The organism is Rhizobium sp. AP16 (genome assembly GCF_000281735.1).
Classification (GTDB): Bacteria; Pseudomonadota; Alphaproteobacteria; order Rhizobiales; family Rhizobiaceae; genus Rhizobium; species Rhizobium rhizogenes.
Map to the genome: position 1 here is coordinate 81,015 of NZ_AJVM01000066.1, position 22,295 is coordinate 103,309.

A 22,295-nucleotide genomic window follows, 5' to 3' on the forward strand; every position below is an offset into this window, starting at 1 on the left:
ATGCTCGACGCGACGGTATCGAACACTTGCCCTGTTTGATTTGGGGCACCGGAACCGCATTGAAATACAGCCTTCGCGAATGCCGATCAGGGTCTTCTAGGTCATGGGGCGGTGTAATTCATGGCTCATATCGTTATTATCAATCCTCGCTTCGAAACCTCCTATTGGGGGCTTGAACACGCGCTGCCGCTGTTCGACGTGAAGGCAAATCTTCCCGTCGCCTGTCTGCCTCTGCTGGCGGCGCTGACGCCTGCCGAGCACACCGTCACGCTGGTGGATGAGAATGTCGAGCCGATCGACTACGATCTCTGTGCTCAAGCAGACATCGTGGCGCTGACGGGTATGATCGTTCAGCGTTTCCGGATGACGGAAATCCTCACCGCGCTCAGAGCGCGTCATTGTTTCATCGTCGTCGGCGGGCCGTGGGTGACGGTGAAGGAGGATTATTTTGACGGGCTAATCGACGTCAAATTCATCGGTGAGGCCGAGGAGACCTGGCCGCAATTTCTTTTCGAATGGAAGGAAGGGCGCCACGCCGGACGCTACGAACAGTCCGGCAAGACGGATATGAGCACGGTGCCGGTTCCGCGCTTCGATCTTCTGAAGATGGATGATTATGCGGTCGGCAGCATCCAGTTCTCACGGGGCTGTCCGTTCACCTGCGATTTCTGCGATATCATCGTCGTGTTCGGGCGAAAGCCGCGGATCAAGACCAGCGTGCAGATCATCGCTGAAATTGAGGCATTGCTGGCGGTGGGCATGGATACGGCATTCATCGTCGACGACAATCTCATCGGCAACAAGAAGGCGATCAAGGAGGTCCTTCGCGAGGTGGTCGCCTGGCAGGAGCGTCACCATTATCCGATGACGTTCCTCACGGAAGCCTCGATCGATCTTGCCGACGATGCCGAGCTGATGCAGCTGATGGTCGATGCCAATATCCGCGTCGTCTTCGTCGGCATCGAGACGCCGAACGAAGAGGCGTTGCGCGAGACCAAGAAGCTGCAGAACTTGAGAAAAGGCGGGACGATGCTGGATAAGATCCACGCGATCCAGCAGACCGGCATGGAAGTCTGGTGTGGCATGATCCTCGGCTTCGACAGCGACGACGCGACAATCTTCGAGGCTCAGCGTGTCTTCATCAAGGACGCGCGGATCGTCAATGCCATGATCGGCATGCTCGCCGCGATCCCGAAGACACCGCTTTATACGCGCCTTGAACAGGAGGGGCGGCTCGATCACGCCGATCCCCCGGCCTACGGCACCAATGTCATCCCGCTCAATCTCAGTCGTGAGACCCTGCGCGACGGCTATCTCGCCGTGCTCAGCGACCTTCACCAGCCCGCCGCCTATTTCGACCGGCTGGACGCGCTTTATCTCGATGCCCGTATCCAGCCGGAGCGGACGCGCCTGCGGCATCTGCGGCGCCATCCTCTCCGCCTGGTGGCCCTCAATGTGATGTGGGCCTTGGAGGCCATTGGCATCTTCACAAGATTGATGCGGCGGGTGCCGGAGGCGGACTTGCGCAATATCTATCGGCAGCGCCTCTGGAAGCTCCTGCTGCGCCGCCGCTCGCCGGTCGTTCTGCAGATCTACGCGATCAAATGCGCGATGCACTACCATGCGCATCTGATGGTCCAGCAAATGCGCACCGGCGGCGATATCGTCAATTCGTTCTGAAGGTTGCTCTTATACCAAAGCTCCGAACTGGGCGTTGTGCAGCCGGGCATAGGCGCCGTCGCGGGCCAAGAGTTCGGCATGTGTGCCTTGCTCGACGATACCGGTCGGTCCCATGACGATGATACGGTCGGCATTGCGGATGGTGGCAAGCCGGTGAGCGACCACCAGGGTCGTGCGTCCTGTCGACAGGTCGGCCAGCGCCTGCTGGATGGCGTATTCGGTGGCCGTGTCGAGCGCCGATGTCGCCTCGTCGAGGATGAGGATCGGCGGGTTCTTGAGGAAGATGCGGGCGATGGCGAGGCGCTGCTTTTGGCCGCCTGAGAGTTTCACGCCACGTTCGCCGGTCGGCGTGTCCAAACCATCGGGCAGCGACAGCACGAATTCATCGAGCGATGCGCGGCGCAGCGCCTCCATGATTTCCTGATCGTTCGCACCGAGCCGTCCATAGGCGATGTTCTCGCGAATGGTCGATCCGAACAGGAATACGTCCTGCTGCACGATGCCGATTTGGCTGCGCAGGGAGGCCTGTGTCATATCGCGGATGTCGATGCCGTCGATGGTGATGCTGCCGCCCGTCACGTCGTAAAAACGCGGCAGCAGCGAGCAGATCGTCGTTTTGCCTGTTCCCGAAGCACCGACGAAAGCCACCGTCTCGCCGGCCGCGATCGTCAGGTTCAGGTCCGCGAAGATCGTGCCGTGCTCCGAATAGCCGAAGCTGACATCCTTGTAGGTGATATTGCCCTTGAGATGTTTGACCTCCATCGCATTCGGCCGGTCGGCCAAGTCGGGCTGCGTGTCGATCAGTGACAGGAAGCGCTTAAAGCCGGCAATACCCTTCGGATAGGTCTCGATCACCGAGGTGATCTTATCGATCGGGCGGAAGAAAACGTTGATCAGAAGCAGGAAGCTGATGAAGCCGCCATAGCTCAGCTCTCCCGATATGACGAACCAGGTCCCGGCCATCATGACGACGAGCTGCACCACGCGCGTGCTGAAATAGCTCAGTGCTATGCCTGCCGTCATATAGGCGTAGCCATCCAGCTTGGTGGCCTTGTAATCCTCGTTATGGCCGGCAAACAGCTGGCTTTCGTATGTCTCGTTCGCGAAAGCCTTGACCACGCGGATGCCGCCGACGGTTTCCTGCATGCGCGTGTTGAAGTCGCCGACCTTGCCGAACAGGCTGCGCGAATTCTTGGTCATCTTGGCGCCGTAGCGGCTGACCAACCAGGTCATGAAGGGCACGATGGTCGTCGTCAGCAGCGCCAGCTTCCAATGCACTGAGAACATCAGCAGGAAGGCGCCGATGAAGGTCATGATCGCGATGAACAGGTCCTCGGGGCCGTGATGGGCGATTTCACCCACTTCCTCGAGATCCTTGGTGACGTGGGTGATCAGATGCCCGGTCTTGTTGTTGTCGAAATAACGGAAGGAGAGCTTCTGGATATGCTCGAAGGCCTGGCGGCGCATGTCGGATTCGATCGAGATGCCGAGCGCATGGCCCCAATAGTTGACGATCGCCGACAGGCCGGTCGACAGCGCGTAGACCATCAGCAGCACCGCGGTGGTTGCTGCGATCAGGCCCCAGTCACGGCCCGGCAACAACTGATCGACGAAGAGCTTGACCGCCAGCGGAAAGCCGAGCTCGAGCAGGCCGGCGACGACGGCGCAGCCGAAATCAAGGAAAAACAGCGTCTTGTAACGCGCATAATAGGAGAAGAAGCGACGAAGCATAAATGCCCTCCATGGGCATGGGAGAAGACAGGATCAGACAAGAATGGACAGAACAGCAGTCCACATCCGGCAGCGCTGTTCAGCGTTTATGAGTGCCGAAATTTCTCATCGAACGAGCCTCCTTCATGAGTCGCGTCGAATTTATAGCCGACGTGCTGACCGATGTCATCCCCTTCGTCGCTAGCCGATTGGCGTGGCCGACGGATAGTATGCGCCGGTCACGCGCGTCCGTAGGAGAGCTTCGGATACCAGTCCCTTGCCCGTCCCTCGGGCGTCATGTCGAGGATCGTCCAAAGCGGCATGAGGTCCGGGGCGCCGCGCGGATCCTGACCGGGATCGGCCGTCACCGGACCCATTTCTTCACCCCAGAAATGCCGGACCGTTCCGTCCCGCCGCGTGAAGACATTGACCGCGGCATCGTCGCTGCCGCCCGGGCCGAGCGCGCGATAGTCGCGGCTATACTCACCGGTCGGGTCGGAATAGAGCGGCAGATTGCGCCAGCCGCGCTCCCGCTTGAAATCCATCAGCCTGTCGATCGGCGACCGGGCCACGACGGCGATTGCCATCCGCTGCTCGATGTCGAGCACTTCGCCTTCTAAGGCCGAGAGCAGACATGTGCACATCGGGCAGGGCCGTGTCCGTTCCGGGCCGAACATGAAGCTGTAGACCAGCAGGCTCTCCTTGTCGTCGAACAGATCGGCGAAGTCGAGGGGGCCGTCGGGGCTGATGAACTGGTAATGCTTCTTCACTATCCCGCCCGGCGGCAGCGCCCGCCGTTGCGCCGCGACGCGCTCTATATGGCGGCGAAGCTCGATCTCTTCGGCGAGCAGCGCGTCACGCGCCTGCCGGTATTCGATGCTCTCGTTCGGAAATCGTACGCCGTTTCTTTGCGCCAGCTCGGATGCCGGCACATAACCGTCTTCATTGATCATGATATCCTCCCTGTGTGATCCGTTGCGCTGATGCTGGTCGCATGGCGCCATCGGATTTCGACAAAAACATGGAAGGAAAACCCGATTGTCGGTCGAAAGTTCCGGCAGCGGAGGAGGCATAACACTCCGGGAGATCACTGGGCGGCGGAACGGGCCTCGACCGCCTCATCCCATTCGATTTCCGGTTCGCCGTCCTCGTCCTCAAGCATCGGCGTATCCATCACATAGAGATAGCCGTCGAGCATATCGCAGGCGCGCTCGGTGGCGCCGATCTTGGCGTCCGTTTCGCCGATCGCCGTGGCGATAGCCTTGATGCGGGCACGCAGCATATGGCCGACGACATCCTTGCCGGGGCGTTTGCCCAGGCGATCCAGATGAAGACGGATGCGGTCGGAATGGCGTTCCAGCTCGCTCTTGCTGAAATTCGCCTTGCGGATTTCTTCCAGGAGACTGGCGCGCATATGGGCGACCGGATCGAAGGTTCCCGGCTCGCGCTCGTCCAGAACCATGTCGGTGATCAGCTTCTCGATGGCGACCAGCGCCTGCAGGTCGACGGCGTCGGTCAGTTCGACATCGTAGCCGGTATCGTCGAAGACCTTGCGGCGCACGGGGTCCAGAAGCAACTCATGGGCCTTCTTCAGTCGCCCGAAGGCTTCGGCGTCGCCGCCGGAATCAGGGTGTGCCCCTTTCGCCCGCTTGCGATAGGCCGCTTTGATCTGCTCGTCGCTCGCATCGCGCCCGACGCCGAGAATGTCGTATGGATCGGTCACTCCAACTCCTGCTGCCGCTCAGCCCCGACCAAAGTCCTGAAGCCCTTCTGCCATCGATATTGCCAGTGGGTCATAAGCCCGCCGGCGGGCGGTTGATAGCCGCCGCTCTCTTCCTTCTTTATCATCACAACGGCAGAGTTTGGACAAAAAGATCGGCGTGTGCGGCGGAAACATGTCTTCTGTGGAAATAGTCGCCGTCAGATCGTCCTGTCGAAGAAGACCGTCGAGTGGGCTTGCTTCAGCCGGTAAAGCTGAGCCGGGCGGTTGCTGGCCCGGCGCATCTCGCCGGGGATCGGCTCGATGAAATCCACTTCGGCGATCCGTTTGCGGAAGGCGGATTTATCGAGATCGCGCCCGAGAAGCCGCTCGTAGACGGCTTGCAATTCCCCCAGGGTGAAGGCTGTCGGCAATAGATGCACGGGCAGCGTCGAGTATTCGACCTTGTTCCTCAGCCGCATTATCGCTGTGCGTAGGATGTCGGCATGGTCGAAGGCGAGGGGTGTCGTCATGGCGTCGCCTGCGATCGGCCACCAGGCGACGTCCGCCACATTGCCGCCTTGGCGCAGCGTGATCTCGTCGGACGGGATCAGCGCCATATAGGTGATGCTCAGGCTCCAGTCGCGCGGATCGCGGGCCGCATTCCCGAATGCCTGCAACTGTTCGAGATAGGGTGCCGTAACGCCGGTCTTGGCGGCAAGCACCCGCCGCGCTGCAGCCTCCAGGTCGCCGTCCTCATCGACGTGGATCCAGCCGCCCGGCAGCGCCCAGTCGCCGGCATAGGGGGCCGCGCCGCGCTGCATCAGCAGCACTTCGAGCCCATCCGGCGCCAGCACGAAAATCGCGAGATCGACCGAAACGATCGGTCTTTTGTGGAGGTCTTCGGGGCTGTTCATGATATGGACCATAGCGCGCCCAGATGTTAGTGTAAAGTTGCAACTAACTTAGTTGACATTTAATACTAAGTAATGTTTGTTGCCGAGCATGGGCGGCGCAAGACCGCCGCGCGACTTGCCAGGAGACAGTCATGTTCGGATTTCGTTTCATCAAGACCCAGCCGACCCAATATCTGATTCAATATCGCAATGGCCAGCCGCTGCGCGAGGGTGCGGGACTTTCTTTCTGGTACTATGCGCCGTCGAGCTCGATCGTTGTCGTGCCGACGGCAAGCGTGAACGAACCCTTTATCTTTCCGGAGATTACCTCTGACTTCCAGGAGGTGACGGTACAGGGCCAGATCATCTACCGCATCGCTGATCCGCGTCGGACGGCAGCCCTGCTCAATTTCGCCCTTAATCCCAAGGGCGCCTATATCTCGGAAGATCCACAAAAGCTGTCGCAGCGATTGATCGACCAGGTTCAGGTGGCGATGCGCGCTGAAGTGCAGGCCCTTTCGCTGAAGGAAGTTCTCGCAGCCGGTGAATTGCTGGTCACTCGCGTCGCCAAGGCATTGCATGACCACCCGACGATGGAAGCGCTTGGCCTTGAACTTCTCGGCCTGTCGCTGCTGGCGGTGAAGCCGAAACCGGAGACGGCCAAGGCGCTGGAAGCCGCTGCACGCGAAGCTCTGCTGCGCAGCGCCGATGAGGCGATCTATGCGCGCCGCAATGCCGCCGTCGAACAGGAGCGGACGATCAAGGAGAACGAACTGGCTACCGAGATCGCCATCGAGAACAAGAACCGCCAGGTTCGTGAGGCACAGATGGATGCCGAGCGCTCGGTCCAGGAACGGAAATTGCAGATACGCCGGGAAGAGATGACCGGGAAGATCGGCCTGGAAGAGCAGAACAAGGCGCTTGTCGCACTCGCCTCGGCTAATGCCCGCGAGGAGGCGGACGCCAAGGCCTATGGTCTTGCTGCCATGATGAAGTCTTTCGGCAATGCCGATCCGAAACTGCTGCAGGCACTGGCTTCGGTCGGCATGGATCCCGGTCAGCTGATGGCGCTTGCCTTCCGCGATCTCGCAGACAATGCAACGAAGATCGGCCAGCTCAACGTCACGCCCGATCTCCTGCGGGAAATCATGCAGCCGCAGGCTCGGCAGCCTCAGACCAGGAAGTGAGCCATGGCGGCTGGAGACGACAGGAAGATCGTGTTGATCGTGCGCGACACCCGGCTCGATGAGCTGATCGCGCGCTTCAATACGGTCCAGCAGGCCCAGTTCTATGTCGAGCATCTCGGTGCCGATTTCGGCGATTATCTGGCGGAGCAGCAGCACTACCGCGCGGCGATTCTGGAGGCCGAGACCAGCCTTCGTGTCTTCGGGCGCGTGCTGAAGCTCAACCGGCGCTACCTCGGCAATTTCATCTTCGGAGCCGACGATATCGTCGTGGTTCTGGGTCAGGACGGCCTTGTCGCCAATACCCTCAAATATCTCGACGGCCAGCATGTCCTGGGCGTTAATCCGGATCCGAAACGATGGGACGGTGTTCTCCTGCCCTTCCGCACAGCCGACATCGGCAAGATCATGCCGCAGGAGATCGCGCATCGCCGGCCGGTGAAACATGTCACCATGGCAAAAGTCTCGTTGAACACCGGAGAGACGCTTTACGCGGTCAATGATCTTTTCATCGGCCCGCGCAGCCATGTCTCTGCCCGTTACGATCTACAGATCGGTGACCGGCGGGAAAGGCAATCGTCGAGCGGTATCATCGTCTCGACCGGCATGGGGTCGACAGGATGGTTGAAGAGCCTTTATGCCGGTTGGGCGGGGGCGGCTGCGAGCTTCGGTATTGAACTTCCGCAAGCGGCGCTGAATGCCTCGTTTCCCTGGGATGCGGAATTCCTGCACTATTTTGTTCGGGAGCCGTTTCCGAGTCGGACCACCGGCGTCTCGCTGGTTTCCGGGCGGGTCTCAAGCGAAGTCCCGATGACGGTCGTGTCCGAGATGGCCGAGCATGGGGTGATCTTCAGCGACGGTATCGAGATTGATTTTCTCGCATTCAATGCCGGGACGCAGGCGACGATCGGTCCTGCCGACAGGCAAGGGCTGCTGGTCACATAAAAACCCCGCTTCCGAGCGGCGGAAGCGGGGTTTCATTGGTTCGTTCAGGGTCAGGCGGCCGAGAACGGTACAGCCACGAAGGTCTTGTCGCCGCCGCGTTCGATCAGCAGCAGGACGGACTTGCGGCCTGCCTTGCCTGCCTGGGCAACAGCGCTTTGAACATCATGAGCATTGTGCACCGGCTGGTCGTTGACCGAGACGATGACGTCACCGGCTTGGATGCCTGCAGCAGCGGCCGACTTGTCCGGGTTGACGCTGGCGACGACGGCGCCCTGGACGCTGTGGGGCAGGTTCAGCTGTTCCCGTAGATCAGGGGTCAGGTTTGCGAGGCCGACGCCGATGCTCGGCTGGTTGGAGGGCAGGACCTTGCCGTCACCGCTGTCGTTGGCGGCCTGCTTGCTGTCGTCATTGCCGCCGATGGTGACATTGACGTCCATGCTCTTGCCATCGCGCCAGACGGTGAGCGAGCGCTTGTCGCCTGGGGAGAGATCTGCGACCAGGCGCGACAGATCCTTGGGTGTCTTCACGGTCTCATCATTGACGGCTGTGACGATGTCGCCGCTCTTGATACCGGCGCGGGCGGCTGGCGTTCCGTCGTTGACGCTGGCGACCAACGCGCCCTGCGCCTGCGATAGACCGACGGCATTGGCGATATCGGACGTGACCGGCTGAATGGCGACGCCAAGATAGCCGTGGTCGATCGAGCCGTTCTTTTCCAGCTTGGCGACGATCGCCTTGGCTTCGTCAGACGGGATGGCGAAACCGACGCCGACGCTACCGCCATTCGGCGAATAGATGGCGGTGTTGATGCCGACGACATTGCCTTCACGGTCGACCAGCGGGCCGCCGGAGTTGCCGTGGTTGATCGGCGCGTCGATCTGGATGAAGTCGTCATAGGGGCCGCTATGCAGGTCACGGCCGCGAGCCGAGACGATGCCGGCAGTGACCGTCGTGCCGATGCCAAAGGGGTTGCCGATCGCCAGGATCTGGTCGCCGAGCTTCAGCCTGTCGGAATCGCCCCAGGCGACGGTGGCGAGCGGCTTCGGTGCCTGGATCTTCAGAACGGCGAGGTCGGATTTTGCGTCGGCGCCGAGGAGCTTGGCCGGCAGTTCGGTGCCGTCATCCAGCGTCACCTTGATGTTGGTGGCATTTTCAATGACGTGATTGTTGGTGACGATGATGCCATCAGGGCTGATAATGAAGCCGGAGCCGAGCGCCATGGCACTCTGGCTTTGATGACGTTGAGGCGCCTGTTGCTGCGGGAAGGGAATGCCCTGGTTCTCGAAGAACTGGCGGAACTGCTCGTCCATCGGCGAATTGCTGGTATCCGCGCTGGTGTCGGTCGCCTTCATCGTCGTGGTGACGGTGACGACGGCCGGCTTGTCGGCGTCGACGATCGGCGCGAAGGAGCCGCCGGGTGCGATGATGCCGCTAGGCTCGGCGGCCGAAGCGACAGTGGAGGCGTTGAAGGCGAAGGGCAGGGCGCCGGCGCCGACGATGATGGCCGCGCCGACAATGGCTGCAGCACGATGTTTGCGAAGAAGAGATGACATGGCAAAAGTCCCTTACGAGATCGTTGGCGATATGGCGTCTTGGGTCCATGTCAGGGACCAGGCGTCGAATGGGTGGACGCCAACTCCTTCCGGGAGCCTCCGCCTTCAGATTTTACTGAGGAGCGCAAAGTATAAAAAGGAATTGGCGTTGCTGATTAATATGATCCGCCAATTGTGTTTTACAAATTAAATATTGATCATGTTTTTATTGCAAAAATTTAAGAATATTACCGAAATTTAATGCGGTTTCGCCGGAATCTTTCCATCTTTCTGCTTAAGGGGTTTCCGTCTGCGGCCAGCGGGCCAATGCTTCCACACCAAGCGCGGTTAAACTGTAAATCCCGCGATCGACACGTTCAAACCAGCCATAGACATTATCCTGCAGGATTTGGGCGGCTTTCGGCGCGCTGGCGCGAATATCCTTCGGGCGTTGCAGGCCACCCCGAATGGCGGCGGCACAAGCGAGGGCCTGCTGGCGATAGGCGGTCATGATCGGCGAGCGCGTGCTGCCGCCCAAGGCGGGATCGCCCTTGCGCCGCCGGTGTTCCTCGACAAGACGCGAACGCTTGCGGAGATTCTTGCGCGGCATCAATGCGACCGGGCTGACGATGATGTCGACCAGGCCGCTATCGGAGACTGCCAGCATTCCGAAGCCGAGCCGGCGGCAGAGATCGCGAAAGCGGCGATCGCTCTCCCGTCCCTTGCCCTTTGCCGAGACGCGGGCAGCGATCCACACCTCGTCGCTGGCCGCAGCCCTGTCGACAGCCTGCAGCACGAGTTCGAGATTGAAACTCAGCTTCAACTCGCAGATGACGACAACAGGCGGCTCGCCGTCGCTGAGCCCGACGAGATCGCAATTGCCGATCTCGCCCTTCACCATATAGCCGGCCGTCTCAAGGAAACTCTTGATCGGGAGGTAAAGCGCCGTTTCCAAATCTTGCTCTCTGGCTTGAGGATCTCAGGATCGTTTTACGCGATTCGCGAGGCCAGGAAGTCGATAAAGGCGCGGATGCGGGCGGCAAGATGGTCGTGGCCGGCATAGACGGCGTGGATCATCTCGATATCCTCGGGATTGAAGTCTTCGAGCACCGGCACCAGACCCCCGGCGTCGAGATCCGGCTGGACATGGAATTGGCCGACGCGGGCAAGCCCAACGCCCGCGAGGCAAAGGCTGCGCACGGTCGGCCCGTTGTTGGCCTGGAGATTGCCGAAGACGGGTTTGACGGATACGGAGCCGGTGTGCGGATCGCGAAATGACCAGCCCTCAGCGGTCGGCCGAAAGTTGAAGGTCAGGCAATTGTGATGATCGAGATCATCCGGCGTCGCCGGCAGGCCTTTCCTTTCGATATAGGCCGGGGATGCCACGATGACACGGCGGCTTTCGAGAAGCTTGCGGGCTTTCAGCGAGCTGTCGCGCAGCGATCCGACGCGAATGGCGACATCGGCGCGCTCGCCGACGATGTCGATGACGCTGTCGCTCAGCGATATCTCCAGCTCGACTTCCGGATAGAGCGTCAGGAACTCGGGAATGAGCGGCACGACATAGCACACGCCGAAAGCAACCGAGGCGCTGACGCGCAGCCGTCCACGCGGCACTGCCGCTCCGCCCGCGGCGACCATGCGCTCGGCCTCTTGGATATCCGCGAGGATCGCCTGCGCCCGTTCGAGATAGACCTCGCCCTCCGGTGTCAATTGCAGCGAGCGGGTGGTGCGTACCAGAAGGCGCGTGCCGAGCCGGTCCTCAAGACGGGTGACGAGCTTGCTCACGGCGGAGGGCGACAAGCGCAATTTCCGCCCGGCGGCCGAGAAGCTGCGAAGCTCGGCCACCTGGACGAAGACATCCATTTCCCCGGCGCGATTATCCACCCTTCCCCTCGATACTTTGAATTCAATTCACAAGTGTTGATTTTATATAGGTGATTATCGAACGAATGTCTTGAGCCCATATTCTGTCCGAACAAGAACCAGCGCAACCGGATGAGTCCGGATGCCTTTTCGATCGGGTCATCTCATGCCACTCGCTCTCTTTGCCTTGACGATCGCGGCTTACGCGATTGGCACTACCGAATTCGTCATCGTCGGCCTGCTGCCGACGGTCGCGAATGATCTTCACATTACCCTGCCGCTTGCCGGCCTCATCGTCAGCGTCTACGCGCTCGGCGTCACCTTCGGCGCGCCGATCCTGACGGCGCTCACCGGCCGCATCGAGCGCAAGCCGCTGTTGCTCGGACTGATGGCGCTCTTCATTGTCGGCAACGGCATGGCGGCGTTGAGCACCGGCTATGAGTTCCTGCTCGTCGCCCGGGTGCTCTCGGCTTTCGCCCACGGCGTCTTCTTCTCCGTCGGCTCGACCATCGCCGCCGATCTCGTGCCGGAAAACCGCCGCGCCTCGGCGATCGCCATGATGTTCATGGGGCTGACGGTCGCGATCGTCACCGGCGTGCCGCTTGGTACGCTCATCGGCCAGACCTTCGGCTGGCGCGCAACTTTCGCCGCTGTCGCCGTGCTCGGCGTCATCGCCTTTGCCGGTATCGCCCTGTTGCTACCGTCGAACCTGAAGAAGGCGCCGCCGGCCGGTATCGGCGAACAGCTTCGCGTGCTTGGAAGCGGCCGGTTGCTGATCGTCTTTGCCATGACGGCGCTCGGCTACGGCGGCACCTTCGTCGCGTTTACTTTCCTCGCATCGATCCTGCAGGACGTGACCGGCTTTGCCGCCTCCGCCGTCAGCCTGATCCTGGTGCTCTACGGCATTGCCATCGCCATCGGCAATGTCGTCGGCGGTCGCCTTGCCAATGGCAATCCGGTCAAGGCGCTGACATGGCTCTTCCTCGCCCAGGCGATCGTGCTCGTGCTTTTCAGCTTTACGGCCGTTTCGCCCTGGCTTGCCATTCCGACGCTCGCCGCCCTCGGATTTCTGTCCTTCGCCAACGTACCGGGCCTGCAGCTTTATGTCGTCCAGCTTGCCCGCGAGGTGCGTCCCGCAGCCGTCGATGTCGCCTCGGCGCTTAACATCGCCGCCTTCAACCTTGGCATTGCCGCCGGTGCCTGGATCGGCGGGCTGGTGGTGGAGTCTTCGCTTGGCCTCGGCGCTACGCCCTGGGTCGGCGCGATCCTGGTCGTCGCTGCCCTCGTCCTCACCCTTTGGAGCGGCGTTCTCGACCGCCGCTCGGCCCCTGTGGCGCAAAGCGCTTCCTGCGCCGCCTGATCAATCTGCAATCGAAAGGAAATCCCATGCATCTCGTCAACGCCAATGGCGCATCGATCCCAGCTCTCGGCTTCGGCACCTTCCGCGTGCCCGGCCCCGATACCGAACGCATGGTGTCGTATGTGCTGAACAACGGCTACCGACATATCGATACCGCCCAGATCTACGGCAACGAGGCAGAGGTCGGGGAGGGCATCCTGCGCTCCGGCCTTGCCCGCGCCGATCTTTTCCTGACGACCAAGGTCTGGGTCGAACATTATAAGCATGCGGCCTTCGTCGCTTCGGTCGATGAAAGTCTGAAGAAGCTGAAGACCGACTATGTCGATCTCCTCCTCCTCCATTGGCCGAACGACGCCGTGCCGCTTGCCGAGCAGATCGGTGCCTTGAACGACGTTGCCAAGGCCGGCAAGGTTCGCCACATTGGCGTCTCGAACTTCAACCGCGCGCTGATGACGGAGGCGGCAAAGCTCAGCGAACTGCCACTTATCACCAATCAAGTCGAGTATCACCCCTATCTCGACCAGTCACAGGTGATTGAAACGGCCAAGAGTCTCGGCATGTCCGTCACCGCCTACTACGCCATGGCGGATGGCAGGGTGCTGAACGATCCGGTTCTGAAGGCTATCGCCGGCCGGCACGGTAAATCCGTCGCGCAGATCGTCCTGCGCTGGATCGTGCAGCAGGGTCTGGTCGCGCTGTCGAAGACGGTCTCCGAGACCCGTGCCCAGGAAAATGCGGCGATCTTCGACTTCGAGCTGACGGCGGAAGAAATGGCAGCGATTAGTGCGCTTGCCGAGCCCAACGGGCGAATCGTCAGCCCCGATGGCCTCGCACCGGTCTGGGACGCAGCTGCTTGATTGCAAAATCTGGAGAGGGGCCGCCACACGCGGCCCCTTTTTGATTACGCCTTGAAATCCAGCTCGACCTTGGAAACGGTAACCGATGCCGGCAACAGCGGTTTGTGGACACGCTGGCCGAAATGCCGCTTGAAGCCGAAGACGTTGTTGATCAAGCTCTTGGTATAGAGGCCCGGGCCGCTCGAATAGATGCGCCAGCCGCCATCGACGGCGATGTCGCCCGCCTTGACGCGAGCCCAATCGGACGAAGCATGATAGCGGTCATCGAAAGCGGCATCGCTGCTGCTGAAATAGGTGTTGCGCTGTCGCAGCGACGCGTGGTCTAGCCGACCGCTGACCGAGATCGGATTGGCGAGCGCCAGCGCGCTCCAGACGCCTTCGGCATCGTTATCCAGAGCCAGCGCCTCGCAGTAACGCAGATGCGCGTGCACATACATGAGGCCGATCTCGCGCCCGAAGAAGGACGAGGACTCGGCGCGGCGGAACAGCGTCTCCGGCCCCCCGGCATAGGTCGCCGGCTTTTCCATCAGCCGGACGCCATCCGGGAAGAGCAGGTTCTCGCTGATCAGCTTCATGTGGTCGCGCCGCTGCTCGGGTGTAAACAGGCCGCCCAGCATCGGCTGCGTCATCGCGATCAGCGAAAAATGCAGGCCGGTGCGGGTGTCGGCCGGATGCAGCAGCAGCTCGACGCCGTCATGGCTCGGATCGAAGACACCATAGCCGGCGACGATACCGTCGCGCATCAGCAGGCGATTGAAATCGCTGCGCATGGCGGCGGCAGTCTCTTTGAGGCTCTGCGCCTCTTCGTCCCGGCTTGCGAATGTCAGGATTGCGGCATAGCGCACGAGCTGTTCGTAGAGCAGCGAAACGGTCCAGCTGCTGACCATCCAGTCGCGCAAATGCGGATCGGCCGGCTGCAGGCTGTCGTTCCAGTCACCTTCGCCATAGCGGATCAGGCTGGTGCCGGGCACGAAGCGGCTGCGCACGGTGTCGAGCAGCTTTTCGACATGGTCGGAGATCGTTGCGGTCTCTTCCGTCCGCTGCATGGTGTCATCGGCTCGCCAGGGAACGGTTTCGGCGAGGAAAGTGATATCGCCCGTCGCCTCGATATAGTCGCAGAGCGCCTTCAGCGGCCAGACGACGATATCGCCATGGCTCTCGCCGGCGCGGATATTGGCATAGGGTTCCAGCATGAACCATTGTGGCCAGTCGCCCCGGTCCCGGTATTGTTCGGAAAAGACGGTGCTCAGGACCTGCTTCACCTCGGCGTCGTGTTCATAGGCAAGCAGGAATTCAACCGGCCCCTGGCAGACGTCGCGCGTTCCCCAGGCCGCCCCGGTATATTGTTCTAGGCCGTGCGGCACGCTCAGATGGATGATGGCGTCATGCGCCAGCCAGGGCAGCATTACCGCCTGCTCGACGATATCCGGTCCGCTGCCCTTGATGCGCAAGCCGCGTGTCACATGGCTCCAGAAGCCTTGTGCCGGCGCAAGCATGTCCTCAGCGCTGACGCCTGCCTTGTAACGTGCGGCAAGGGCTTCATCCGCCGCTGCGTCGGTCATCGATCCGGTGACGGCAAAGCTGAAGCCTTGCGTCGAGTGCGATTTCAGCGCGATGAACGGACCGTTGCGTGAGATGCCGTCGCCATAGAGAAGCTCGTCGCCGCCGATTGCTTCGAAAGCATCCGGCGTTGCGGTAACGAGATGATAGGCGGCCTGCGGATAGCGATCCCAAAGCCAGGAGGATTGAGGACGGAAGGATATCTGCTTGGCCGCAGCATCGATTTCGATGTTGGCGACGGCTTCATAGTCGCGCTCGCCGAGAACGATATGGCCGAACACCAGGAAACGGCAGGCCTTGCCCTCGACCGTGACGTTCCACTGCATGGCGGGATCATCGCCCGAGGCTGCCGCCGTTACGGTGATGGTGCGGCCGGCAAGCTTGTAGATCCATCTGACATCGCTGAGACCTATGTCGAAAGCGGCGGGCACGCCGAGCAGGCGCCAGCCTTCGCCGAGATCCACGAGGATGCGCAAGCCACTTGCCCGCGTCAGATTATAGGGATCGCGGGAGATCGAGAACAGCTTGTGGAAGGAGGTGTTGCCGATGGTGAGCTGCGCCGCGAAGATGCCCTGCATCCAGCAGGTCGCGCCCAGAGTCTGGTCGTCGAGCAGCATGTTCTGGCCGCTGCGGACGATGGCGCCATGGCGGCGCGCCACGAGGCGTTCCTTTTCGCGCAGCACGATATGACGGTTCAGCGAACCCTCCGGCACAAAGAAGGAATAGAGCTGGCCGTCGATACGCTCTTCCAGCATCCGCTCGGGATAGAGCCGGTCGATGGTCGCGTCATCCAACGGCTCGGTCACGAACAGCGGCGCGTCCTGCACCAGGCTGCGAACCGGTGTCTCCGAGGCAATATCCGTCGCCGTCAGCTGGCCGAGTGCCTGTGGCAAGGCATCGAGACGGACGAGATCGATATCGCTGGAGGCCAAGGGGTGATCGGCAACGAACAGACCGAAGAACGTCGTGGTAGCAGTCGCCTTTGCTACCAGCGTCAGCGGCTTCGACTGGATCGCCGGGCAGGCGACCTCGTGTTGCCGGCGCGTGCTCGCCAGGTTTTCGCCGAAACCCGGCACCATGGGGGCATCGCCGCTTGGAGCCGGCACCATCAGCTGGATCGCATCCGTGGCATAGGCGGCTGCGCCATCCAGGCAGCCCTGCGCCAGCCACGGATTGCGCCCGCCGCCTTGCTTCAGATTTTGCCGGTTCATCACGACCGGCCCGAAGGCGGGATGAGCGGCGATGTGATGATCGATATATTGCGAGGCATAGGCCTCGCTGTTCATCAGGAAACCACGGTCGCCGATGCCGACATCCTGGATCAGCACGAGATCGGCCGAAATTGGCTTGTTCGCCGTATTCTCAAGCGAAACCCGCCAGAACCAGGCGGTATCGCCGGGATGGAGCTGTAGTCGCACCGTATGCCGGACACCTGCCGTCTCGCCGCTCCACCCAAAACTCGTCTCGTCATGGCCGAAGCTGACCACCGCCTTCGGGCCGACGATTTCGACGACTTCAGGCTTTGAACCGCCGATGCGCAGATAAAGCCGTCCGATGCCGCCATAGACAGGCGATCCGAGCACCTGGTTGATCATGATGCCGCCCTGCTGGTCGGCAAAATCGATGGCAAACAGCGTGCCGTTCGGCAAAGCCGATGCGGACAGGCCGGCGCTATTGGTAAGCGTGGAAAGACCGAGTTCTTCGCGCCGAGGCGTCTGAAAGCTGCGCTGGGATTCCGAAGGCATAGTCGGTGTCTCGCTGATTCATGGGTCGGGTGAGCGCACTAGATCACAAGGTGCGGCGCGATCATAGGCGGGAATTTGCCCTCTGAGATCGCAATCTTTCGTGACAATGTTTCCGTCTCAACGATGGTGAATCGTGCTCGCAACCTGATTGGCCGTTCGCACCACAGAGGAAAGATCGGCATCATCCCATGCCTCTTTCGAGAGGCCCTGGATGAGGAACGTCTTGCTCTCGCCCGGCACCAGGTTGACCAGCATATCGTCGACCTCAGCATTCGGGTCGATCCGGTCGGCAAACAGGCAGAGATCGCGCAGGAAGGTTTGCGCCGTGACTGTGACGGCTATACCGTCGGCGGTTTGCGCGGCCTCTATTTCGAAGCGCGGCTGCGGATATTGCAGCTTCATGTCCTTTTCGAAGAACCACCAGGCCTCTGAATCGCCAAGCCGGGCGCGCAGGAATTCGCGCTGCGGATCGCCGGGTGTCGCCACGTCCCTGGGTATCGATATCTCGGCATTTTCGAAGCGGTCGCAGAGGATGCGCCAGACGGAATGATGGGCGAGAAGCGTGCCGTTGAAGTCGAAACGCTCGACGGTGAAGGGCACGCGCCAGAACAGGGTGGCATCATTGACGGCGATGGCGGCAAGGCCGTCGCCGCGTGGCTGGATGGTGAGGAGATGCGGGGCGTAGCTGTTGCGCAGTGCATACCAAAGCGGCTTCTTCCGGCCGCCGCCATCGATTGCCGCCCAGGAGGTCACTGGCCAGCAATCGTTGAGCTGCCAGACGATCGCGCCCATGCAGGTGGGGCGATGCGAGCGCATGTGGTCGACGCCGAAGCTGATGGCGCGCGCCTGATTGAGCTGGGTGACGAAGAGCCAGTCGTCGAAGTTTTCCGGCGCGGGGAACCAGCCTTCCAATCCCTTGAGCAGCTTGTCGTTGCCGGTCGTGGCCTTCTGGTGATGCAGAACACCGGGCGAGGCGGGCGCCCGATCTTTCTCCCGCACGGATGAGGCAAGCGTCCCGTAGGTCGGAGGCGCCTGCCAGCCGAATTCGGAGCAGAAACGCGGGATATAGTTACGGTAGGTCTCGTATCCCACCTCGTTCCAAACATCCCAGATGTGCTTGCAGCCATGCTCGTCGGCATTCGGCGCGATATCCATCGAGCCGGAATAGGGGCTGCCCGGCCAATAGGGCCGCGTCGGGTCGATCTCGGCGACAAGTTTCGGCAAGAGGTCGAGATAATAGCCAGCACCCCAGGGACGATTGGCGAGCACATCCTGCCAGCCCCAATCGAAATAGCCCCAGATGTTCTCGTTGTTACCGTTCCAGAGCACCAGCGAAGCGTAGGGCATCAGCCGGGTAATCGCCTCGCGCGCTTCCGCCTCGATCTCGCTATAGACCGGCTCCTCTTCGGGATAGGCGGCGCAGGCAAAGAGGAAATCCTGCCAGACCATGATGCCGGCGGCGTCGCATTCCTCGTAGAAGGCATCGGTCTCGTAGATACCGCCGCCCCAGACGCGCAGGATATTCATATTGGCGTCGCGGGCCTGGGCAATTCTCTCGCGATAGCGCTCCCGCGTCACACGCGGCAGGAAGCAATCGTCCGGAATCCAGTTGGCGCCACGGGCAAAGACAGGGACGTCGTTGACGATGAGGGTGAAGGCGGAGCCGATCTCATCGGGCGTCGTGTCGAGCCGCACGGAGCGGAAACCGACCCGCCGTTGCCAGCGGTCGAGCACCGCGCCGTCTGACCCCAGAAGCTGGAGGTCGAGATCGTAGAGCGGCTGATTGCCAAGCCCATGCGGCCACCAGACCTGCGGATTATCGACCCGGCATTCCACCAGCGTATGCGTTTCGCCCTGCGCAATGCGGACCTCGGATCGCTTGCCGCCGACCGACATCACGAGTGCGGCGCTATCCATGCCCTCGGCGGCCCATTCGATCTCGACGCGCAGGCGGGCGACGCCGTCGCCGCCCTGCAGGGTAATTTCCGGGCGAACGGTGCCGAGACGCGCCTTCGTCCAGCTCTCGATGGCAACCGACTTCCATATGCCTGCGGTGACGACGGTCGGACCCCAGTCCCAGCCGAAATTACAGGCCATCTTGCGGATGAGGTGGCTCGGGCCGGGATAGTTGGTCGGGATGTCGGCGGCGGTACCAAGTGCTGCGCGCACCGCTTCGCCATGGGCATAGGCGGACTCGAAATCGATGACCAGTTCGTTGCGGCCATCCTTGAGCTTCTCGCGAATATCGAACCGGTAGCTGCGGTGCATGTTGCTCGTTTCACCGAGCAGTGCGCCGTTCAGCTCCAGGCGGGCGGCCGTGTCGAGGCCGAGGCAGGAGAGATCAACCCGATCTGCGTCATCGCTATCCCAGTCGAAGGCCAGGCGATATCGCCAGGCCGAGCGGCCGATCCAATCCTGGGAGATCTCGTTGACGTCGAGATAGGGGTCGGTGATCAGCCGGGCAGACAGCAGATCGACATGCACATTGCCCGGCACGGTGGCCGGGATCGTCGCGGGCAGGGAGGGTGCGGTGGAGGGTGCGCGAAGGCGGGAAAGCGTCCAGCCGGTATCGAGTGCCAGTGTCGTCATGCTTGTCGGTCCGTCATAAGATGGATTGTGTCAGATCTGCCGCGGCTCTTTGGATGGTTGGATGAACTGCAATCCGGCGTGAAGATGACGGTTCATGTGATAGGCGTAGGCAATGCGGTCGCGCTGCTTCAGTGCGGCGATGATGTCGCGATGGTCGTCATAGGCGCTGTCGATAGCGGCGCGGGAGCGCTTTCCTGCTTCCATCAGCCGCTGCAACAATGGCTGCAGAATGCCATAGACTTGTGACACCGTCTGATTGCCGGCAAGGCTCACCAGCGTGGCGTGGAACTTGAAGTCGCATTCGGCGGCATCCGAAAGGTCCGGCGCCAGCTTCATGGCATCGTTGATCGCCTCCAGCCGCACAATGCCGGCATCATCGATATGTTCAAACAGGAGATCGGAGAGATTGACCTCGATCAGTCGGCGAAAACCCTGGATATCGAGGAAGCTTTCGGCGGAAATATCGAGTGCGAAGGAGAACTGCTCCATCAGCGCTTGCTGACGCCGATCCGTGATGACGGCCCCGACCTTCTGCCTGCTTTCGACGATGCCGTATGCCTTCAGCATGCGGATCGCTTCGCGCACGGTATTGCGGCTGCTGTTGAACATTGCCGCCAGCTCGATTTCCGAGGGCAGGGCGTCGCCGAGGCCGAGATTGCGCTCACGCATCAGCCGCCGGATCGCATCGACCACCTGGTCCACCGCCGATCCCTTGTCCCCGATCTCTGCGATTTCCGTCGCCATGCATCCTCCGTCTCGAAGAGGATATTGTTGGTCAATAAGAGATGTCAAGCGGGATAAGGGTGGCAATGGAATGGACAATCTCGGATCTGGCATTATGTTGACCAACAAATCAGGAGATATCACATGGAGAGTTGCTGGCGTTGGTTCGGGCCTAGGGATCTAGTTCCACTCATTCACGCCCGCCAGGGCGGGGCGACGGGCGTCGTGACCGCGCTGCACGAGATTTCCTACTCACGCACATGGGCGCCGGAGGAGATCGAGGCGCGCAAGGCCCTCGTGGCAGCGGCCGGCATGCGCTGGAGCGTCTGTGAATCGATCCCGATCCCGAGCGCCATCAAGCTTGGTGGCGCTGGCGCTGCGAAGGCGATCGGCGTCTGGAAGGATACGCTGGTCAATCTCGCCCGCTCCGACATCAGGACGATCTGCTACAATTTCATGCCGGTGGTCGACTGGACACGCACGGATCTGCGTTTCGAGATGCCGACGACGGCGCTGGCGCTTCGCTTCGACATGGTGGAATTCGTCGCTTACGACGTCTTTATTCTCCGCCGAAAAGGCGCCGAGACGAGCTACGCGCCGGAGATTCTGCAGCGCGCGGAGCAGCGGCTGAAGGGGCTTTCCGAGGAAGCGGTTCAGCGGCTTGAAAGCAATATCATCGCCGGTCTTCCCGGTGGCGAGGACAGCTATGGCCGGGAGGCCATTCGTGCTGAGATTGCCGCCTTCGACGGCGTGACGGCCGACGATCTTCGGGCGAACCTTGACAATTTTCTGCGCGAAGTGGTGCCGGTTGCGGCGGAGGTTGGCGCAAGGCTTGCCATCCATCCCGACGACCCGCCGATTTCTCTGTTCGGCCTGCCGCGCGTGGTCTCGACGGCTGAGGATCTGCGCCGCATCGTCACCAGCGTTGATGATCCGGCGAATGGCCTGACGCTTTGCGTCGGCTCTCTCGGTTCGCGTGCCGACAACGACGTGCTTGCCATTGCCCGCGAGTTTGCGCCGCGCATCAATTTCGCCCATCTTCGCGACGTGGCGATCGAGCCGGACGGTTCCTTTGTCGAAGCGTCCCATCTCGAGGGCCGCAGCGACATGTACGCCATTCTGCGCACGCTTCTGGCGGAAGAGGCCCGGCGTCGGGCCGAGGGCCGTGCGGATCATCTGATCCCGATGCGCCCCGATCATGGCCATCTGATCGCTGACGATGTCGATAAGCCGACCAATCCCGGCTACTCACTGATCGGGCGTCTGAAGGGGTTGGCGGAACTGCACGGCGTCATTCATGCCATCGGCAAGACGGATGAGTTCTCGCGACATTGGCGGCGGTTTTAGAAATCGGACGGAGCTTATATTTCCAATTTGCCTTCCGCCGAGAATTCGAAGTTGCCAGCACCGGTGAACAGTACATCCTTGGTCAATCGGGTGTCGACGAAACTGCAATTTTCGAACCGCAACCGGATCGCGACGGCTTCCGAAAAGTCAACGTCGACAAAGCTGCAGGAAGAGAAAACCGTTCGGGACAGGTCGACCCTGAAAAACCGCATCGCGTGCACCGTGCATGCTTTGAATTCGCAATCCAGTATATCGGCCTTTGAGGTCGATACCGACTCGAACCTACAGTTTTCGATCCTGTTGCCGATCCAGGTGCAGCCATGCAGTGCTTCCGCTCCGGAAAAATGCGCGCCCCGCAGAACCGACATAGCGATGGTCTTCCCGCTCAGATCGAGGCCGTGCCACGCAATGTCCGAGAGGTCGGCATTGCTCAGGTCGATACCGCCTTCCCGCGCCTGAGCCGCAAGATTTGCTTCGAGATCCTTTTGGGAGACAATCTTCATGATTGGCGGAAAATGACGTTGTTATCAGGACTTGGCAAGGCTCAGCATATTTGAGCCTGTTCATCGGCGGCGAAAATCAATACCACCCCCGGTCATTCA

Annotated in this window: 18 protein-coding genes; 7 read left to right on the forward strand and 11 right to left on the reverse strand. The window is 61.1% G+C overall.

Annotated features, from left to right (window positions below; all coding sequences use genetic code 11):
* The first annotated feature begins 120 nt into the window (after positions 1-120).
* Positions 121-1,680 (forward strand): radical SAM protein, encoded by a 1,560-nt coding sequence (locus PMI03_RS21005; protein ID WP_007697557.1) that lies wholly within the window; start codon positions 121-123, stop codon positions 1,678-1,680.
* A gap of 9 nt (positions 1,681-1,689) precedes the next feature.
* Here PMI03_RS21005 and PMI03_RS21010 read toward each other — a convergent pair whose 3' ends face one another.
* The 4 genes from PMI03_RS21010 to PMI03_RS21025 form a co-directional block, all read right to left on the reverse strand.
* Entirely contained in the window at positions 1,690-3,411 is a 1,722-nt protein-coding gene (locus PMI03_RS21010; RefSeq protein WP_007697559.1) for an ABC transporter ATP-binding protein, read from the reverse strand.
* 218 nt (positions 3,412-3,629) lie between these two features.
* Positions 3,630-4,343 (reverse strand): DUF899 family protein, encoded by a 714-nt coding sequence (locus PMI03_RS21015; protein WP_007697562.1) that lies wholly within the window; start codon positions 4,341-4,343, stop codon positions 3,630-3,632.
* Positions 4,344-4,477: 134 nt separating this feature from the next.
* Positions 4,478-5,113 (reverse strand): J domain-containing protein, encoded by a 636-nt coding sequence (locus tag PMI03_RS21020; protein ID WP_007697565.1) that lies wholly within the window; start codon positions 5,111-5,113, stop codon positions 4,478-4,480.
* A 197-nt stretch (positions 5,114-5,310) separates the two neighbouring features.
* Complete coding sequence (locus tag PMI03_RS21025) at positions 5,311-6,006, reverse strand: NrtR DNA-binding winged helix domain-containing protein (RefSeq protein WP_039974460.1); 696 nt, start codon at positions 6,004-6,006, stop codon at positions 5,311-5,313.
* Between the two features lie 131 nt (positions 6,007-6,137).
* Between PMI03_RS21025 and PMI03_RS21030 the strand changes: the two genes are divergently transcribed.
* Both PMI03_RS21030 and PMI03_RS21035 read left to right on the forward strand, forming a co-directional pair.
* On the forward strand, positions 6,138-7,172 hold the full coding sequence (locus PMI03_RS21030; protein ID WP_007697573.1) for an SPFH domain-containing protein: 1,035 nt from the start codon (positions 6,138-6,140) through the stop codon (positions 7,170-7,172).
* Between the two features lie 3 nt (positions 7,173-7,175).
* A complete protein-coding gene (locus PMI03_RS21035; protein ID WP_007697576.1) occupies positions 7,176-8,114 on the forward strand; it encodes a hypothetical protein in 939 nt (312 codons plus the stop codon).
* A gap of 50 nt (positions 8,115-8,164) precedes the next feature.
* Here PMI03_RS21035 and PMI03_RS21040 read toward each other — a convergent pair whose 3' ends face one another.
* The 3 genes from PMI03_RS21040 to PMI03_RS21055 form a co-directional block, all read right to left on the reverse strand.
* Complete coding sequence (locus PMI03_RS21040; protein WP_007697581.1) at positions 8,165-9,667, reverse strand: DegQ family serine endoprotease; 1,503 nt, start codon at positions 9,665-9,667, stop codon at positions 8,165-8,167.
* 274 nt (positions 9,668-9,941) lie between these two features.
* Complete coding sequence (locus tag PMI03_RS21050; protein ID WP_007697584.1) at positions 9,942-10,601, reverse strand: DUF2161 domain-containing phosphodiesterase; 660 nt, start codon at positions 10,599-10,601, stop codon at positions 9,942-9,944.
* 35 nt (positions 10,602-10,636) lie between these two features.
* Positions 10,637-11,533 (reverse strand): LysR family transcriptional regulator, encoded by an 897-nt coding sequence (locus tag PMI03_RS21055; RefSeq protein WP_007697586.1) that lies wholly within the window; start codon positions 11,531-11,533, stop codon positions 10,637-10,639.
* A gap of 145 nt (positions 11,534-11,678) precedes the next feature.
* Here PMI03_RS21055 and PMI03_RS21060 point away from each other — a divergent pair, with 145 nt between their 5' ends.
* Together PMI03_RS21060 and PMI03_RS21065 are read left to right on the forward strand one after the other, a co-directional pair.
* Positions 11,679-12,872, forward strand: coding sequence for an MFS transporter (locus PMI03_RS21060; protein WP_039974462.1), 1,194 nt, complete (start codon positions 11,679-11,681; stop codon positions 12,870-12,872).
* 26 nt (positions 12,873-12,898) lie between these two features.
* Positions 12,899-13,729, forward strand: a complete 831-nt coding sequence (locus PMI03_RS21065) for an aldo/keto reductase (RefSeq protein ID WP_007697592.1) — start codon at positions 12,899-12,901, stop codon at positions 13,727-13,729.
* A gap of 44 nt (positions 13,730-13,773) precedes the next feature.
* On the opposite strand, the gene PMI03_RS21070 is transcribed toward PMI03_RS21065, so the two are convergent.
* From PMI03_RS21070 to PMI03_RS21080, 3 genes are all read right to left on the reverse strand, one after another.
* Positions 13,774-17,034 (reverse strand): GH36-type glycosyl hydrolase domain-containing protein, encoded by a 3,261-nt coding sequence (locus tag PMI03_RS21070; RefSeq protein WP_007697595.1) that lies wholly within the window; start codon positions 17,032-17,034, stop codon positions 13,774-13,776.
* 117 nt (positions 17,035-17,151) lie between these two features.
* Positions 17,152-19,623, reverse strand: coding sequence for a glycoside hydrolase family 2 protein (locus tag PMI03_RS21075; RefSeq protein WP_007697598.1), 2,472 nt, complete (start codon positions 19,621-19,623; stop codon positions 17,152-17,154).
* A gap of 30 nt (positions 19,624-19,653) precedes the next feature.
* Positions 19,654-20,367 (reverse strand): FadR/GntR family transcriptional regulator, encoded by a 714-nt coding sequence (locus PMI03_RS21080; RefSeq protein WP_007697601.1) that lies wholly within the window; start codon positions 20,365-20,367, stop codon positions 19,654-19,656.
* A gap of 123 nt (positions 20,368-20,490) precedes the next feature.
* Here PMI03_RS21080 and uxuA point away from each other — a divergent pair, with 123 nt between their 5' ends.
* The gene (uxuA, locus tag PMI03_RS21085) at positions 20,491-21,693 is read left to right on the forward strand and encodes a mannonate dehydratase (RefSeq protein WP_007697605.1); all 1,203 of its coding nucleotides are present in this window, start codon (positions 20,491-20,493) and stop codon (positions 21,691-21,693) included.
* 14 nt (positions 21,694-21,707) lie between these two features.
* On the opposite strand, the gene PMI03_RS32045 is transcribed toward uxuA, so the two are convergent.
* Positions 21,708-22,061: a pentapeptide repeat-containing protein gene (locus tag PMI03_RS32045; RefSeq protein WP_409033805.1), complete on the reverse strand. Its 354-nt coding sequence runs from the start codon at positions 22,059-22,061 to the stop codon at positions 21,708-21,710.
* On the opposite strand from PMI03_RS32045, the gene PMI03_RS31845 reads away from it, so the two are divergent.
* Entirely contained in the window at positions 22,038-22,250 is a 213-nt protein-coding gene (locus tag PMI03_RS31845; protein WP_309574446.1) for a hypothetical protein, read from the forward strand. The genes PMI03_RS32045 and PMI03_RS31845 overlap by 24 nt on opposite strands.
* The last annotated feature ends 45 nt before the right edge of the window (positions 22,251-22,295 follow it).

Coding starts and splice junctions, on each gene's coding strand:
- PMI03_RS21075 (WP_007697598.1), bottom strand. CDS start 19,623: ATGACGACACTGGCACTCGATACCGGCTGGACGCTTTCCCGCCTTCGC.
- PMI03_RS21010 (WP_007697559.1), bottom strand. CDS start 3,411: ATGCTTCGTCGCTTCTTCTCCTATTATGCGCGTTACAAGACGCTGTTT.
- PMI03_RS21070 (WP_007697595.1), bottom strand. CDS start 17,034: ATGCCTTCGGAATCCCAGCGCAGCTTTCAGACGCCTCGGCGCGAAGAA.
- PMI03_RS21015 (WP_007697562.1), bottom strand. CDS start 4,343: ATGATCAATGAAGACGGTTATGTGCCGGCATCCGAGCTGGCGCAAAGA.
- PMI03_RS32045 (WP_409033805.1), bottom strand. CDS start 22,061: ATGTCGGTTCTGCGGGGCGCGCATTTTTCCGGAGCGGAAGCACTGCAT.
- PMI03_RS21065 (WP_007697592.1), top strand. CDS start 12,899: ATGCATCTCGTCAACGCCAATGGCGCATCGATCCCAGCTCTCGGCTTC.
- PMI03_RS21035 (WP_007697576.1), top strand. CDS start 7,176: ATGGCGGCTGGAGACGACAGGAAGATCGTGTTGATCGTGCGCGACACC.
- PMI03_RS21080 (WP_007697601.1), bottom strand. CDS start 20,367: ATGGCGACGGAAATCGCAGAGATCGGGGACAAGGGATCGGCGGTGGAC.
- uxuA (WP_007697605.1), top strand. CDS start 20,491: ATGGAGAGTTGCTGGCGTTGGTTCGGGCCTAGGGATCTAGTTCCACTC.
- PMI03_RS21060 (WP_039974462.1), top strand. CDS start 11,679: ATGCCACTCGCTCTCTTTGCCTTGACGATCGCGGCTTACGCGATTGGC.
- PMI03_RS31845 (WP_309574446.1), top strand. CDS start 22,038: ATGCGCGCCCCGCAGAACCGACATAGCGATGGTCTTCCCGCTCAGATC.
- PMI03_RS21030 (WP_007697573.1), top strand. CDS start 6,138: ATGTTCGGATTTCGTTTCATCAAGACCCAGCCGACCCAATATCTGATT.
- PMI03_RS21025 (WP_039974460.1), bottom strand. CDS start 6,006: ATGAACAGCCCCGAAGACCTCCACAAAAGACCGATCGTTTCGGTCGAT.
- PMI03_RS21005 (WP_007697557.1), top strand. CDS start 121: ATGGCTCATATCGTTATTATCAATCCTCGCTTCGAAACCTCCTATTGG.
- PMI03_RS21040 (WP_007697581.1), bottom strand. CDS start 9,667: ATGTCATCTCTTCTTCGCAAACATCGTGCTGCAGCCATTGTCGGCGCG.